This window comes from Blastococcus aggregatus (assembly GCF_900221005.1).
In the GTDB taxonomy this organism is placed as follows: Bacteria; Actinomycetota; Actinomycetes; order Mycobacteriales; family Geodermatophilaceae; genus Blastococcus; species Blastococcus aggregatus.
This window is the reverse complement of record NZ_OBQI01000001.1, coordinates 824,825-839,055: the sequence shown is the minus strand read 5'-3', so window position 1 is coordinate 839,055 and position 14,231 is coordinate 824,825. Positions and strand designations below refer to the sequence as shown.

At 74.1% G+C, this 14,231-nt stretch carries 17 protein-coding genes and 1 tRNA gene; 9 read left to right on the top strand and 9 right to left on the bottom strand.

Annotated elements, in window-relative coordinates; translation table 11 throughout:
* Nucleotides 1-14: 14 nt before the first annotated feature.
* Nucleotides 15-91: transfer RNA gene (locus CRP29_RS04265), tRNA-Pro, on the bottom strand.
* A 62-nt stretch (nt 92-153) separates the two neighbouring features.
* A complete protein-coding gene (locus CRP29_RS04260) occupies nt 154-1,062 on the bottom strand; it encodes a metallophosphoesterase (protein WP_097193752.1) in 909 nt (302 codons plus the stop codon).
* 53 nt (nt 1,063-1,115) lie between these two features.
* On the opposite strand from CRP29_RS04260, the gene CRP29_RS04255 reads away from it, so the two are divergent.
* Nucleotides 1,116-1,568 (top strand): GatB/YqeY domain-containing protein, encoded by a 453-nt coding sequence (locus tag CRP29_RS04255; protein WP_097193751.1) that lies wholly within the window; start codon nt 1,116-1,118, stop codon nt 1,566-1,568.
* A 13-nt stretch (nt 1,569-1,581) separates the two neighbouring features.
* Here the strand turns inward: CRP29_RS04255 and CRP29_RS04250 are convergent, their stop codons facing one another.
* Genes CRP29_RS04250 through bagA form a run of 3 tightly spaced genes read right to left on the bottom strand, consistent with a single transcriptional unit; the run spans nt 1,582 to nt 6,198 of the window.
* On the bottom strand, nt 1,582-3,963 hold the full coding sequence (locus CRP29_RS04250) for a transglycosylase domain-containing protein (protein WP_097193750.1): 2,382 nt from the start codon (nt 3,961-3,963) through the stop codon (nt 1,582-1,584).
* Between the two features lie 40 nt (nt 3,964-4,003).
* Entirely contained in the window at nt 4,004-5,206 is a 1,203-nt protein-coding gene (gene bagB / locus CRP29_RS04245) for an ATPase BagB (RefSeq protein ID WP_097193749.1), read from the bottom strand.
* Nucleotides 5,203-6,198 carry an ATPase BagA gene (gene bagA, locus CRP29_RS04240; RefSeq protein WP_097193748.1) on the bottom strand — a complete coding sequence of 332 codons (996 nt, stop codon included), beginning with the start codon at nt 6,196-6,198 and terminating at the stop codon, nt 5,203-5,205. The genes bagB and bagA overlap by 4 nt, the downstream gene beginning before the upstream one ends.
* A 92-nt stretch (nt 6,199-6,290) precedes the next feature.
* Between bagA and sp36 the strand changes: the two genes are divergently transcribed.
* From sp36 to CRP29_RS04225, 3 genes are read left to right on the top strand one after another with little or no spacing between them, the layout of a single operon-like run.
* Nucleotides 6,291-6,461 carry a Sp36 family protein gene (sp36, locus tag CRP29_RS22580; protein WP_091767663.1) on the top strand — a complete coding sequence of 57 codons (171 nt, stop codon included), beginning with the start codon at nt 6,291-6,293 and terminating at the stop codon, nt 6,459-6,461.
* Complete coding sequence (locus CRP29_RS04230) at nt 6,458-6,928, top strand: RidA family protein (protein WP_097193747.1); 471 nt, start codon at nt 6,458-6,460, stop codon at nt 6,926-6,928. Before sp36 ends, CRP29_RS04230 begins: the two co-directional genes overlap by 4 nt.
* Nucleotides 6,925-7,716 (top strand): NUDIX hydrolase, encoded by a 792-nt coding sequence (locus CRP29_RS04225; RefSeq protein ID WP_097193746.1) that lies wholly within the window; start codon nt 6,925-6,927, stop codon nt 7,714-7,716. The genes CRP29_RS04230 and CRP29_RS04225 overlap by 4 nt, the downstream gene beginning before the upstream one ends.
* Nucleotides 7,717-7,770: 54 nt before the next feature.
* Here the strand turns inward: CRP29_RS04225 and CRP29_RS04220 are convergent, their stop codons facing one another.
* Together CRP29_RS04220 and CRP29_RS04215 are read right to left on the bottom strand one after the other, a co-directional pair.
* On the bottom strand, nt 7,771-8,445 hold the full coding sequence (locus CRP29_RS04220) for a Crp/Fnr family transcriptional regulator (RefSeq protein WP_097193745.1): 675 nt from the start codon (nt 8,443-8,445) through the stop codon (nt 7,771-7,773).
* 151 nt (nt 8,446-8,596) lie between these two features.
* A complete protein-coding gene (locus tag CRP29_RS04215; protein ID WP_097193744.1) occupies nt 8,597-8,836 on the bottom strand; it encodes a hypothetical protein in 240 nt (79 codons plus the stop codon).
* Nucleotides 8,837-8,951: 115 nt separating this feature from the next.
* Here CRP29_RS04215 and nth point away from each other — a divergent pair, with 115 nt between their 5' ends.
* Genes nth through CRP29_RS04190 form a run of 5 tightly spaced genes read left to right on the top strand, consistent with a single transcriptional unit; the run spans nt 8,952 to nt 12,724 of the window.
* The gene (gene nth, locus CRP29_RS04210) at nt 8,952-9,752 is read left to right on the top strand and encodes an endonuclease III (RefSeq protein WP_097193743.1); all 801 of its coding nucleotides are present in this window, start codon (nt 8,952-8,954) and stop codon (nt 9,750-9,752) included.
* Nucleotides 9,752-10,321 carry a TlpA family protein disulfide reductase gene (locus tag CRP29_RS04205; RefSeq protein WP_097193742.1) on the top strand — a complete coding sequence of 190 codons (570 nt, stop codon included), beginning with the start codon at nt 9,752-9,754 and terminating at the stop codon, nt 10,319-10,321. The genes nth and CRP29_RS04205 overlap by 1 nt, the downstream gene beginning before the upstream one ends.
* On the top strand, nt 10,318-11,085 hold the full coding sequence (locus CRP29_RS04200; protein ID WP_245852418.1) for an NUDIX hydrolase: 768 nt from the start codon (nt 10,318-10,320) through the stop codon (nt 11,083-11,085). The genes CRP29_RS04205 and CRP29_RS04200 overlap by 4 nt, the downstream gene beginning before the upstream one ends.
* Nucleotides 11,082-11,540 (top strand): cupredoxin domain-containing protein, encoded by a 459-nt coding sequence (locus tag CRP29_RS04195; protein ID WP_245852416.1) that lies wholly within the window; start codon nt 11,082-11,084, stop codon nt 11,538-11,540. The genes CRP29_RS04200 and CRP29_RS04195 overlap by 4 nt, the downstream gene beginning before the upstream one ends.
* A 2-nt stretch (nt 11,541-11,542) precedes the next feature.
* Nucleotides 11,543-12,724, top strand: coding sequence for a MarP family serine protease (locus CRP29_RS04190; RefSeq protein WP_097193740.1), 1,182 nt, complete (start codon nt 11,543-11,545; stop codon nt 12,722-12,724).
* A 7-nt stretch (nt 12,725-12,731) separates the two neighbouring features.
* On the opposite strand, the gene CRP29_RS04185 is transcribed toward CRP29_RS04190, so the two are convergent.
* Together CRP29_RS04185 and CRP29_RS04180 are read right to left on the bottom strand one after the other, a co-directional pair.
* Nucleotides 12,732-13,661, bottom strand: a complete 930-nt coding sequence (locus tag CRP29_RS04185) for an alpha/beta fold hydrolase (protein ID WP_097193739.1) — start codon at nt 13,659-13,661, stop codon at nt 12,732-12,734.
* 7 nt (nt 13,662-13,668) lie between these two features.
* Entirely contained in the window at nt 13,669-14,169 is a 501-nt protein-coding gene (locus CRP29_RS04180; protein ID WP_097193738.1) for a phage holin family protein, read from the bottom strand.
* Nucleotides 14,170-14,231 lie beyond the last annotated feature (62 nt).

Below are 14,231 nucleotides of genomic sequence, written 5' to 3'. Positions count from 1 at the left end.
CGGCCCCTGAGTGCTGGTCGGGGTGACAGGATTTGAACCTGCGGCCTCGTCGTCCCGAACGACGCGCGCTACCAAGCTGCGCCACACCCCGAGGTGCGCTGGTCGAGTCTAGCGCTCCCCGCCCGGCGATCTCCGGGCGGGGGAGACGCCCGCTCAGGCGTCGCGCGCGGTGAGCGTGAGCAGGGTGGCCTCGGGCGGGCAGGCGAACCGGACCGGGGCGTACGGGCTCGTGCCGAGGCCCGCCGACACGTGCAGCCAGGTGCCGTTCGGCCGGTCCGCCGAGGGCTGCGCCCAGCGGTGCAGCCAGCGCACCCGGGCGCGGTCGATGCCGCAGTTGGTGACCAGCGCGCCGTAGAACGGGACCCGCAGCTGCCCGCCGTGGGTGTGGCCGCACAGGAGCAGGTCGTAGCCGTCGTCGGCGAACCGGTCGAGGACCCGCGGTTCGGGGGAGTGGGCCAGGCCCAGGCGCAGATCGGCGGTGGGGTCCGCCGCCCCGGCGACGACGTCGTAGCGGTCGCGCTTGAGGTGCGAGTCGTCGACGCCGGCGAACACGATCCGCCGTCCGTCGACGACGAGCTCGCCGGCGCCGTTGGTGAGGTCGAGCCAGCCGCGGTCGCGCATCCCGTCGCGCAGGTCCCGCCACGGCAGCTCGGTGCCGTGCACCCGCTTGTGGCCGGGGAAGAAGTACTTGAACGGGTTCTTCGGCCGCGGCGCGTAGTAGTCGTTGCTGGCCAGCACGAAGGCGCCGGGCCGGTCCATCAGCGGGTCCAGTGCCCGCAGCGTCCCGGGGACGGCGTCGAAGCCGGCCAGGTTGTCGCCGGTGTTGATGACCAGGTCCGGCTCCAGCGCGGCAAGCCCTGCGACCCACTCCTGCTTCGACCGCTGGCCCGCGGTCATGTGCAGGTCCGAGATGTGCAGGACGGTCAGGGGTGCCGAGCCCGGCGCCAGGACCGGGACGTCGAAGCGGCGCAGCGTCCAGCGGGTGCGCTCGTAGAGGCCCGCGTAGGCGAGCGTGCCGGCGCCGGTCGCGGCGAGGGCTGCAGGGACGGTGTACCAGCGCACACCGGGAAGCCTACGGGCGCGGGCTCGCCGGACGACGTGCCAGGCTGGTCCCCGTGTCCGACCTCAAGAACCAGCTGCGCGCCGACCTGACCACCGCCATGAAGGCCCGTGACGAACTGCGCACCGCGACGCTGCGCATGGTCCTGACCGCGGTGAGCGCCGAGGAGGTCTCCGGCAAGGAGGCCCGCGAGCTCGACGACGACGAGGTGCAGGCGGTGCTGCGCCGCGAGGCGAAGAAGCGCAAGGAGGCCGCCGAGGCGTTCGGGGGCGCCGGCCGCGTCGAGCAGGCCGAGCGGGAGCGGGCCGAGGGCGAGGTGCTCGCCGCCTACCTGCCGGCCCAGCTCGAGGACGCCGACCTGACCGCGATCGTCGCCGATGTGATCACCCGGACCGGAGCCAGCGGGATGAAGGACATGGGCAAGGTCATGGGCGCGGCGAACGGCGTCGTGGCCGGCCGGGCCGACGGCGGGCGCGTCGCCGCGGAGGTGCGCCGCCAGCTCGCCTGAGCGGGACCGGTCGTCAGCCCTCGTCTTCGAAGGGGAAGCCCGGCTCGAACTCGGGCTGGCCGCCCTGCGGCGGCCGGGGGCCGCTCGGCGGGGGGACGACCGGCGCCGGCTGCGCCGGGGGCGGAGCCGGCTGGGTCTCCGGCTGGGGCTGGGGCTCCGGCTGGGGCACCGGCTGGGGCTCCGGCTCGGGACGCCCGCCGCTGAGCAGGATGGAGACCGGCTCCCGGACGAAGGCCTGCTGCCCGACGGCCGGGCTGGTGCCGAGGAAGGTGCCGACCGGGGCGTCGCTCTCGACCCGCGCGACCTGCACCTGGAGGCCGGCGGCGGCGAGCGCCTGCTCGCACTCGGCCTGCGAGGTGCAGCTCGGCACGGGCACGCTGCGGCCGTTGAGCACCTGCGGGTCCGGCGGCGCGAACGGCACGTTCGGCTGGGCGCTCAGGATCGGCGCCAGGGCGTCGTGCCAGATCGTCGCCGGCTTGTTGCCGCCGAAGCCGCCGACGTCCTGGTTCGTCTTGGGGTTGAGCACCATCACGCTGGCCACGTACTGGGGGGTGTAGCCGACGAACGTGGCCGAGTGGTTGTCCTGGATCGTGCCGGTCTTGCCCGCGATGTCGATGCCCGGCACTGCGGCCCGGGTGCCGGTGCCCTCCGGGCTCATGACGTCGCCCTTGAGGATGTCGTTCAGCGTGCTGGCCACGCCCGACGGGATGGCCTCGGGCGTGCAGACGTTGCCCGTCCACACCGGGGTGCCGTCCTCCTTCTCGAGCGGCTGCCCGTTGCGGTCGAGGACCCCGGTGATCGGCGTGGGCGGGCAGGCGGTGCCGTTGGCCGCCATGGTGCCGTAGGCGCTGGCCAGGTCGAGCGGGCTGGTGGCTTCCGGCCCCAGCGTGAAGGAACCCCGGCGCTCGGCGATGATCTGGTCGGCGACCGGGTCGAGGGACCGCAGCCCCATGGCCTGCGCCATGCGCACCGGCTTCTCGACGCTGCCGAGCTGGTCCAGCAGGGCCACGAAGTAGGTGTTCGACGAGCGCACCAGCGCCCCGCGCATGTCGAGGGTGTTCGGGTAGTTGCCGACGTTCGAGATCGTGTACGGGGCGCCGCGCGTCCCGCCGTTCTTCTTGAACACGCTGGAGGTGTAGGTGTTCGGCGTCGTGATCGTGTGGCTCGCGGGGAAGCCCTCGGCGAGCGCGGCGGCGGCGGTGAAGACCTTGTACGTCGAGCCCGCGCCCTGGCTGGCGCGGGCGTTGAGGATGACCGACTCGCACTCGAGGCCCTCGCAGCCGAAGCGGCGGTTGACGCTCATCGCCAGCAGGTTCCCCGTCGCCGGCTCCAGGGCGGTGTACATGCCGGCGAGCGGGTCGCCCATGGGGAGGGTGTTGAGCACCGCCTGGTCGCCCAGGACCTGCATGTCCGGTCGCAGCGTGGTCTGGATGGTCAGCCCGCCGGTGCGCAGCTGCGCGTCGGTGAGGCCGAGCTTCTGGACCAGGTAGTCGACGGCGTAGGCGCAGAAGAACCCACCGACCGTGGCGTCGACGCAGCCGTTGGCCGGGGCGATCCCGGGCGCGACCGCCACCGGGGTGGGCGCGATCTCGGTCAGCTCGGCCTCGGTGATGTGCCCGAGGTCGAACATCCGCTGCAGCACCTGGTTGCGCCGCGTCTGGGCGTTCTCCGGGTTGTCGATCGGGTCGTCGTAGAACGGGCTCTGCACCAGGCCGGCCAGCATCGCCGCCTGCGGGAGGGTCAGGTCGATGGCGTTGACGCTGAAGTAGCGCTGGGCCGCGGCCTGGATGCCGTAGGCGCCCTTCCCGAAGTACACGATGTTCAGGTACCGGGTGAGGATCTCGTCCTTGTCGTAGGTCTCCTCCAGCGCGAGCGCCAGCCGGGCCTCGCGCAGCTTGCGGGCCGGCGTCTGCTCGGTCGCCGCGTCCCGGCCCTCGGAGGAGTCCGCCGTCTGCAGCAGCGTCTGCTTGACCAGCTGCTGGGTGAGCGTGGAGCCGCCCTCCTGGACCGAGCCCGCCGCCAGGTTCTTCACCAGCGCGCGCATCGTGCCCTGCACGTCCAGGCCGTTGTGGTCGTAGAAGCGCGAGTCCTCGATGTCGACCAGCGCCTGCTTCATCACCTCGGCGATCTGGTCCGAGCCCACCGGCGTCCGGTTCTTGTCGTACAGGTGGGTGATCAGCTGGCCGTCGGCCGCCAGCACCCGGGTCATCCCGGCCGGTGTCGCGTCGGTGAGCTCCACCGGCAGGGCGTCCAGCAGGTCGGCGGAGTTGCGCGCGACCAGCCCGCCACCGCCCACCCACGGCAGCAGGAGGCCCGCCAGCAGGACCCCGGCGACGACGATCGTCAGGGCCAGCTTGGCGAGCACGCGGGACCGGAGGCGGGCGTTCTCGGACATCCCCGTCAATGTACGGCGCGCGGCCCCGCGTCGGCCGGGGTCAGCTGCGGCGCGCGGGGAGGATCCGTGTGCGCGGCGTGCCGGTCGGCGTGTCCGCGTCGGCGCCGGTCAGCGCGGCGGCCATCGTGCGCAGCCCGTCGAGGTCGTGCACGTCGCCGGCGGCGGCCGGCACCGTGCGGACGGCGACCTCCGGATGGGCGCTGGTGAAGCGGTCGGCCAGGTGCTGCTCGCGCGCGGCGAGCGTCATCCGCTCGGCGTGCACCCGCAGCGCGGCCGCCGCCAGCGGGGCGTCGGGACCGCCGGCCTCGAGCACCTCCTCGGCCGCGGCCGCCGCTCGGGTCGCCGAGAGCGCGGCGGTCGCCGGCGGGTGGGTCCGGTTCACGACCAGCCCGGCCAGCGGCATCTCGTCGGCGGAGAGCCGGTCGACGAAGTAGGAGGCCTCGCGCAGCGCGTCGGGCTCGGGCGAGGCCACGACGACGAACGAGGTGCCCGGCCGGCGCAGCAGCTCGTAGGTGGCGGTGGCCCGCTCGCGGAAGCCGCCGAACATGGTGTCCAGCGCGGCGACGAAGGCGGAGATGTCGCGCAGCAGCTGGCCGCCGAGGATCTTCGACACGATCCGGCTGAACAGCAGGAAGCCCGCGCTGGCGAACTTGAACCCCGCCCGGCTCGGGGCCATCAGCAGCCGGATCATCGTGCCGTCGAGGAACCGGCTCATCCGGTTCGGGGCGTCGAGGAAGTCCAGCGCCGACCGCGACGGCGGGGTGTCGACGATGATCAGGTCCCACTGGTCGCTGGCCCGCAGCTGGCCCAGCTTCTCCATCGCCATGTACTCCTGCGTCCCGGAGAACGACGAGCTCAGGGTCTGGTAGAAGGGGTTGTCCAGGATCGCCTGGGCCCGCTCGGGCGTCGAGTGAGCGGCGACGATGTCGTCGAACGTCCGCTTCATGTCCAGCATCATCGCGTGCAGCTCGCCCGCGGCCCCGGGTACGTCGACCCGCCGCGGCTCGTTGTCCAGCTCGGTCAGGCCGAGCGACTGCGCCAGCCGCCGGGCCGGGTCGATGGTGAGGACGACGACGGAGCGGCCGGCCTCCGCGGCGGCCAGGGCGAGCGCCGCGGACGTCGTCGTCTTGCCGACGCCGCCGGCGCCGCAGCACACGACGATCCGGGTCTCCCGGTCCTCGATCAGCGCGCCGAGGTCGAGCGCGGGCGCCTGCGGCCGGGGCCGGCCTGCGGGCGCGGTCACGCGGCCACGTCCGCGGCGAGCAGGTGCTCCTCGAGCCGCCCGGCGAGCTCGAACAGCGAGCCGAGGTCCATCGGGCCGGTCAGCAGCGGCAGCTCGACCGTCGGCCGGCCGAGGGCCTCGACGTCATGGCGCAGCGCGTCCTGTGCCATCCAGCGGCGGGCGTGCTCGACGGTCTGGGCGGCCAGGGCGTCGGCGATCCCGCCGTCGGCGGGCAGGTGCGCCGCGGCCAGCGCGGGTGCGAGGTCGGCCCCGGTGAGCCCGTCGCCCGCGGCGCGGGCGAGGCCGTCGGGGGGCAGCACCGGCTCGGTGACCAGGTTCACGATCACCGAGCCGATCGGCAGCCCGGCCTTGTGCAGCTCGTCGATCGCGTCGGCGGTCTCCTGTACGGGCATGTCCTCGAGGATCGTGACCAGGTGGACGGCGGTCTGCGGGGACTTCAGCACCGCCATGACGCCGTCGCTCTGGGTCTTGATGGGGCCCGAGCGCGCGAGCTGGGACATCTCGCCGGTGACGCCGAGGAAGCGGGTGATCCGGCCGGTGGGCGGTGCGTCGACGACGACGGCGTCGTAGACGGGGCGGCCGTCCTGGCGGCGGGTCACCGCCTCCTTGATCTTGCCGGTGATCAGCACGTCACGGAGGCCCGGCGCGATGGCCGTGGCGAAGTCGATGGCACCCATCTTGCGCAGCGCCCGGCCGGCGCGACGGAGGTTGTAGAACATGTCGAGGTACTCCAGCAGCGCCTCCTCGACGTCGATGGCGAGCGCCTTGACCTCACCGCCGCCGCGGGCCACCGCCACGCGGCGCTCCTCGTAGGGCAGCGGCGCGGTGTCGAACAGCTGGGCGATGCCCTGCCGGCCCTCGGTCTCGACGAGGAGCACCGTGCGCCCGTCGGCCGCCAGCGCGAGCGCGAGCGCCGCCGCGACGGTGGTCTTCCCCGTCCCGCCCTTGCCGGTGACGACGTGCAGGCGCGCGGACGAGGGGGAGGGGCTCACGGTTCCAGCGTAGGAGCACGTCGGCCGCCCGGCCCGGCGCAGCCGGGGATGCACGGTCCGGGACGGTCGCGCGCTGCGCTAGCGTCGCGCGCATGACCGAATCGGCACGCCAGCGCTGGGAGTACGCCACCATCCCGCTGCTCATCCACAACACCAAGGCGATCCTCGACTCGTGGGGCGTGGACGGGTGGGAGTTGGTGACCGTCCTCCCGGGTCCCAGCGGCTCGGACCAGCTCGTCGCGTACCTCAAGCGCCCGGCGTGACCGCGCCCACGGGCGGCTGGCACGCCCGGCTCGCCGAACTGGGCATCCGGCTGCCGCCCGTGGCCGCGCCGGTCGCCGCCTACGTGCCCGCGGTGCGCTCCGGCTCGCTGGTGTTCACCTCGGGCCAGCTCCCGTTCGTCGACGGCGGCCTGCGCCGCACCGGCAAGGTCGGGGGCTCGGTGGACGCCGAGGCGGCCGCGGCCGACGCGAAGGTCTGCGCCCTCAACGGCCTGGCCGCGATCGACGACCTGGTCGGCCTGGACGAGGTCGCCCGCATCGTGCGCGTCGTCGGGTACGTCGCCAGCGCCGAGGGCTTCACCGGCCAGCCGCGGGTGGTCAACGGGGCCAGCGAGCTGCTGGCCAAGATCTTCGGCGAGGCCGGCCGGCACGCCCGCAGTGCCATCGGTGTCGCGGAGCTGCCGCTCGGTGCGCCCGTCGAGCTCGAGCTCACGGTCGAGCTGCGATGAGCGACGCGATCCGCCACGCCGCCACCGTGCTGATCGTCCGCGACGGCGACCCCGGCCTCGAGGTGTACCTGCTGCGGCGCACCAAGGGCATGCCGTTCGCCGGCGGGATGACCGCCTATCCGGGCGGCGGCGTCGACGAGCGGGACGCCGACACCGAGATCGGCTGGGCCGGGCCGACGCCGGCGGAGTGGGCCGAGGCCTTCGGCTGCGACGAGCGGCTGGCCCGCGAGCTGGTCTGCGCCGCGGTGCGGGAGACCTTCGAGGAGGCCGGCGTCCTGCTGGCCGGGCCCGCCGAGGGCGTCGTCGTGCCGGACGTGTCCGGGGACGACTGGGAGGAGCAGCGCCAGGCGCTGCTCAGCCGCGACCTGTCGCTGACCGAGCTGCTCGCCGGCCGCGGGCTGGTGCTGCGGTCGGACCTGCTGCGGCCCTTCGCGCACTGGATCACCCCGCCGATGGAGTCCCGCCGCTACGACACCAAGTTCTTCGTCGCGGCGCTGCCGGCCGGGCAGGAGGCGCGCGACGTCTCCGGCGAGGCCGACGAGGCGGCGTGGCTCTCCCCGGCCGCCGCGCTGGCGGAGCACCACGCGGGTGGGCGGCCGATGCTGCCGCCGACGTCGCACACGCTGTCGCAGCTGGGCCGGTTCGCCGGGGTCGCCGCCGCGCTGGCCGGCTCCCCGCCGGACCCGATCGTGCCGATCCTGCCCGAGTTCGAGCAGACGCCCGAGGGCCGCTTCGCCGTCCTGCCGAACGGGGATCGCATACCGCTTGTGGCACCGACGAGGCAGTGAACGCGAGAGGCCCAGAACCGGATCGGTTCTGGGCCTCTGGCGTTCAACGCTTCGTCATCGCGCGCGGCGGCGGAGGCGGTCCTCGTCGAGGACGACGACCGACTTGCCCTGCAGCTGGATCCAGCCGCGGTGCACGAAGTCGGCCAGCGCCTTGTTCACCGTCTCGCGGGAGGCCCCGACAAGCTGGGCGAGCTCCTCCTGCGTGAGGTCGTGCTTCACCCGCAGGCCGTCGGTCTCGCGGTTGCCGAAGCGGTCGGCCATCTGCAGCAGCGCCTTGGCCACGCGGCCGGGGACGTCGGTGAAGATCAGGTCGGCGACGGAGTCGTTCGTGCGGCGCAGGCGGCGGGCCAGCACGCGGAGCAGCTGCTCGCCGATCTCCGGGTGCGCCTCGATCCACGGGCGGAGCAGCGACTGCGGCATGCGTGCGAGCCGGACGTCGGTGACCGCGGTCGCCGTCGCCGTCCGCGGGCCGGGGTCGAAGACCGACAGCTCGCCGAACTGGTCGGAGGGGCCCATGACGGCCAGCACGTTCTCACGGCCGTCGGGAGCGCGGCGCGACAGCTTGATCTTGCCGGTCATCACGATGTACAGGCTGTCGCCGGCCTCGCCCTCGTTGAAGACGACACGGCCGCGGGGGAGCGTGACGATCTCGAGGCGGCTGAGGACGGGGTCCACCGCGTCCTCCGAGAGCCCCTGGAAGAGCCCCGACTGGGCCAGCACCTCGTCCACTGCACGTCCTTTCCCACTGCTGCTCGACGGGCGCAAAGCTCCCGTGTCCGCAGCGAGTCTAGGGGGCTGTGCGCGGCGTCACCCGTTCGGTGGCACCGACGTCCCCCCTGCGAGCGAGTGCGCCGGCTCACAGGCGCCGCCGGCGCGCGGCTCAGACCAGCGGGGGATTGGTGGTGCCGGCGACGCCCTTGCGGCGCCGGCGCCAGCGGAACAGCGCCCGCCGGAGGCCGGACTGGGCCAGCGTGTCGACCTCCGCGGCGTTGGCGGTGTCGAGGAACTCGCCGACCTCGCGCGGCGAGGCGGGGCGGCGCAACGGCTCCTCGACCCGCTCCATGACGAGCAGGAAGGCGATCAGCAGCGGCGGGAAGAGGATGACGCTCAGCGCGACCACGGGACCTCCTCCGGAGCTGTGCTGCGACGCGACGACGGCACCCCCGGGCGGGGGCAGTCACCCCCGATGATGGCACGGACGGGCGTTGTCAGCGGGGCCGCCTACGCTCGGTCGCGTGTCCGCCCCCGCTCCCTCGCCGGCCTACGTGCGTCCGGTCAAGGTCCGCCGGCCCACCGTGGCCGCCCGCACGGGGGCCTCCCCCTACGACCCGGGCGAGACGCCGCTGAGCCGCACCCGACGGGCCCGCCGCATGGCCCGCGAGCTGGCCGTCATCCACCCCGACGCGCACTGCGAGCTGGACTTCACCAACGCCTTCGAGCTGCTGGTGGCCACGGTGTTGTCCGCGCAGACGACGGACAAGACGGTCAACAAGGTCACCCCCACGCTGTTCGCGCGCTACCCCGACGCCGTGGCGCTGGCCGGTGCCGAGCGGGCCGACCTCGAGGAGATCCTCAAGCCCACCGGCTTCTTCCGGGCGAAGGCGAACTCCGCGCTCGGACTGGCGCAGGCGCTGGTCGAGCGGTTCGACGGCGAGGTGCCCGGCCGGATGGCGGACCTGGTCACCCTGCCCGGCGTGGGCCGCAAGACGGCGAACGTCGTCCTCGGCAACGCGTTCGGCGTGCCGGGCCTGACCGTCGACACCCACTTCGGCCGGCTGGTGCGCCGCTTCGGCTGGACCGAGGAGGAGGACCCGGTCAAGGTCGAGGCGCAGATCGCCGAGCTGGTCCCGAAGAAGGAGTGGACCGACTTCTCCCACCGCGTGATCTTCCACGGTCGCCGGGTGTGCCACGCCAAGAAGGCCGCCTGCGGGGCGTGCGGGCTGGCGCAGTGGTGCCCCTCGTACGGCATCGGCCCGGTCGAGCCCGAGGCGGCAGCGAAGCTGGTGAAGACCCCCGCCGCATCGGACACCGAGTGATGCGCCGCTGGGCGCTCGCGGTCGCGGCCCTCGCCCTGCTGTCGGCCTGCACCGGTGACGCGACGGAGGACGCCGCACCGTCGTCGGCGATCGCGGAGGAATCCGCCCTCACCCCGTGCCCGGAGCAGCCGGAGCAGCCCGCGGCCGGCGCGCGGACGCTGCCGCCGCTGTCCTTCGACTGCCTCGGCGGCGGGACGCTCGACCTCGGTCGGGCACCCGGCGTCCCGACGCTGGTCAACCTCTGGGGGAGCTGGTGCGCGCCCTGCCGAGCCGAGCTGCCGCTGCTGCAGGAGCTCGCGACGCTGGCCGGGAACCGGGTGCAGGTCCTGGGCGTGATCAGCAAGGACGGCGCGCCGCAGGCCGAGTCCCTCGCCGACGACGCGGGGATCACGTTTCCCGGCGCCTTCGACGGGGAGGGGGAGCTCATGGCCCAGCTCGGCATCAACGCGTTGCCGTACACCTACTTCCTCGACGCCGACGGCGCGCTGGTGCACACCGAGATCGGCGACGTCTCGTCGGTCGAGGAGCTGCGGGCCCTGGTCGCCGAGCACCTCGGGGTGCAGCTGTGAGCGCGGCCGACCACGTCCGCACCGACGGCCTGCCCGAGTACCTGCGCCGCCTGCTCGACGGGGCGCACGACCTGCCGCTGGCCCACCGGATGCCGGAGGTGACGGCCACCGCCCGGCGGTCGGCGGTGCTGATCCTCTTCGGCGAGGGCCCGGCCGGCCCCGACCTGCTGTTCATCGAGAAGTCGGCGCACCTGCGCAGCCACGCCGGCCAGCCGGCCTTCCCCGGTGGGGGCGTGGAGGCCGCCGACGACTTCCCCGTCGGCACGGCGCTGCGCGAGGCGCACGAGGAGGCCGGGATCCACCCGGAGAGCGTCCGCGTGCTGGCCACCCTGCAGGAGCTGTACCTGCCGCCGTCGGACCGGCTGGTCGTGCCGGTCGTCGGCTGGTGGGACGACCCGCGCGACGTCACCGTCGGCGATCCGCACGAGGTGGCCCGCGTGGCCCGGGTGCCCCTCGCCGACCTCGTCGACCCGGCCAACCGCTATCGGGTGCGCCACCCGATGGGGTTCATCGGCCCGGCCTTCGCCGTCGCCGACATGGTGATCTGGGGCTTCACCGCCGGGCTGGTCGACGCGATCCTCGAGGCGGCCGGGCTGACCCGCCCGTGGGACCACACCGACGTGCGGCCGATGGGTGCGCCCCGACTCAGCCCGTACACCCTGCCCGGCTCCGGGGACGACGACCCGGCCGGCGACACCGCCGCGCCGACGGTCGCCACTCCCGCGCCCGACGGCCCGCCGACGCGTACGGTTCCGCCCCGATGAGGACCAGGGCGAGGCGGGGGACGGCGGCGCTGTGCGTCGCGGCGGGAATCGCCGCGGGCGTGCTGGCCGGGTGCGGCAGCGACGAGGGCTCCTCCGGCGGGGCCTCCGGCCCGTCGACCGAGGGCCTCGGCACGGTGACCGTCGCCGAGGACGGCGTCCAGGAGGTGACGCTGCAGACCCAGGACGACTACGTCTTCACCCCGGACACCTTCACCGTGGCACCGGGGAAGGTGCGGCTGACCGTGGTCAACGTCGCCGACGAGATGACGCACAACCTGAAGTTCGACGACGGCGAGGGCCCCGAGCCGATCGGCGCCGGCATCGACTTCCTGGCGCCCGGGCAGGAGATGACCATCGACTTCGAGGTCTCCGCGCCGGGCGACCACCCCTTCACCTGCACCTTCCACGCCCAGCTCAACCAGGTGGGCACGATGACGGTGAGCCAGGGGAGCTGACCGTGTCGCTCGTGGACGTGGTGCTCATCGTGCTGGCGCTCGCCTTCGCCCTCTCGGGCTTCCGGCAGGGCCTGCTCGTCTCGGCCACCTCGATCGCCGGCTTCCTGGGCGGCGCCGTGCTCGGGGCCCAGCTGGCCGGGCCGGTGGCCGAGCGCATCGACGGCTCCAGCGTCACCCGGGTGTTCGCCGCCCTCGTCGTCGTCCTGGCCGGCGCCCTGCTCGGCCAGATCCTGGCCGCCGCCATCGGCCGGGCGGTGCGCCGCACGGTGACCTGGGAGCCGGCGAAGATGCTGGACTCGGTGGCCGGCGCGGTCGTGTCCGCCGCCGCCGTGCTGCTGGTCGCCTGGATGGTCGCCTCGCCCCTGGCCACCTCGCCGTTCCCGCAGGTCGCGGGGCAGGTGCGCCAGTCGGCGCTGGTGCAGGCCGTCGACAGCGCCGTCCCGGCCGGGGTGCGGTCGGTCTACGACAGCCTCCGGGAGGCCATCGACCGGCGCGGGCTGCCCGACGTGCTCGACCCGCTCACCCCGACCGAGGTCCGCGACGTGCCCGCGCCGGACCCTGCGCTCGAGGGCAGCCCCGTGGTCGCCTCGGTGCGCGGCTCGGTCGTGAAGATCACCGGCATCGCGCCGTCCTGCTCGCGGCAGATCGACGGCTCCGGCTTCGTCTACGCGGCGGAACGGGTCATGACCAACGCGCACGTGCTGGCCGGCGTCACCGAGCCCACCGTCGAGGCGGAGGGCGAGGAGTACGAGGCGACGCCGGTGTTCGTCGACGAGTCGGTCGACGTCGCGGTCCTCTACGTGCCCGGGCTGCCGCAGGTGCCGCTGACCTTCACGCCGGCCCTGGCCCAGGCCGGCGACGACGCGATCATCATGGGCTTCCCGGGCGGCGGCGACTTCTTCGTCGGCGCCGCCCGGATCCGCGACGAGGGCGAGATCAGTGGCCCGGACTTCCGCAACAGCGGCACGGTCGCCCGCGACGTCTACGCGCTGTTCGGGAGCGTGCGGGCGGGTAACTCCGGCGGGCCGCTGCTCGCGCCCGACGGCAGCGTGCTCGGCGTGGTCTTCGCCTCGGCCATCGACGACCCGAACACCGGGTACGCGCTGACCGGCCCGGAGGTCGCCGAGGCGGCGACCGCGGGCAGTGCCACCCGGGCAGCCGTGGGCACCGGCCCCTGCGAGTGAGGGGCGCTCAGCCCCGCGCCCAGTCGGCGATCGCCGCGCTGACGGTGTCGGGGGCCTCCTCCGGCAGGAAGTGGCCCAGGCCCGGGAGCTCGCGCCACTCGTAGGCGCCGGCCACGTACCGGCCCGAGCCGCGAGCGGTGTCGGGCAGCACGCAGGGGTCCAGCGCACCGTGCAGCTGCAGCGTCGGGGCGGTGATCGGCGCGGCCATCCGGCGGGCGTAGCGCAGCCCGTCGGGCCGCAGCTGCGACCGGCCGGCCCAGCGGAAGTACTCCATCGAGCTGTAGGCGGCCTGGGGGATGCGGGCGGCGGCCCGGTACCGGTCGACGGACTCGGCGAAGTCCGCGGTGTGCGCCCAGTCGGGGCCCGACCAGGTGCGGAGCAGGTCGGCCACCGGGTCGTCGTCGTCCCGGGTGAGCCGGCGCTCGGGCAGCCGCGGGAGCTGCGCGCCCAGGAAGTAGCGGAAGGCCCGTCGCTGCGCCGCGTCGGCCATCCCCGCGCGCAGCCGTCGCGGATGGGCCATCGAGAGGACGGCGAGGCGCCGCACGGTGCGCGGGTGCAGCGCGGCCATCGTCCAGGCGACCAGCGCCCCCCAGTCGTGCCCGACGACGACGGCGTCGCGCTCGCCCAGGGCGCGCACGAGCGCGGCGACGTCCGACGACGCGGTGGGCAGGTCGTAGCCGCGGGGCGGCTTGTCACTCGCCCCGTAGCCACGCAGGTCGGGCGCGACCACGCGGAAGCCCGCCTCGGCCAGGGCGGTGAGCTGGGCGCGCCAGGTCCACCAGAACTGCGGAAAGCCGTGCAGCAGCAGCACCAGCGGGCCTTCGCCGGCTTCGGCGGCGTGCAGCGAGATCCCGTTGGCCGAGATGTCGCGATGGGTCCACGGCCCGGGCAGCAGGACGCTGGTGGCGTCCGGCTGCCCGTCCGGAGGGACGGTCACCGGCGGCTCAGACCTTGTACGACTCGTTGCCGCGGAGCACGACCTTGCCGTTGCTGACCTCGGGCACGGCCCGGTGCCGCTGACCCGGGGCCTCGCGGTGCAGGACCTCGGGCAGATCGGAGAGGGTCTCCATCGTGCGCTCGGGCTTCTCGATCTTGGAGATCATCCGCTTGCCGATCAGCGCGCAGACGCCGGCCACGAGCAGCAGGAACACCCACACGATCAGGTAGGACACCCAGCGCGGCAGGCCGAGCGCGGTCAGTGCCTCGGCGATGGTGATGAACAGGAAGAACATCGAGAAGGCGGCGACCACGCCCGCGGCGCCGAACAGGCCGCCACCGATGGCGCCCTTCTTGGCCGACCGCCCGATCTCCGCCTTGGCCAGCTCGATCTCGGCGCGGACCAGCGTGGACATGTCCGCCATGGCGCTCTGCACGAGGGTCCCGACAGAGGGCTCCTCGGCTCCGGCCGTCGCGTCCCGGGGGGCCGGCGACACACTGTGGGCCACGGGGGCTCCTCCTTCGATCGGTTCAGCTGGTCAAGTAGGAATCGTGCCGCACGACGGCGGGA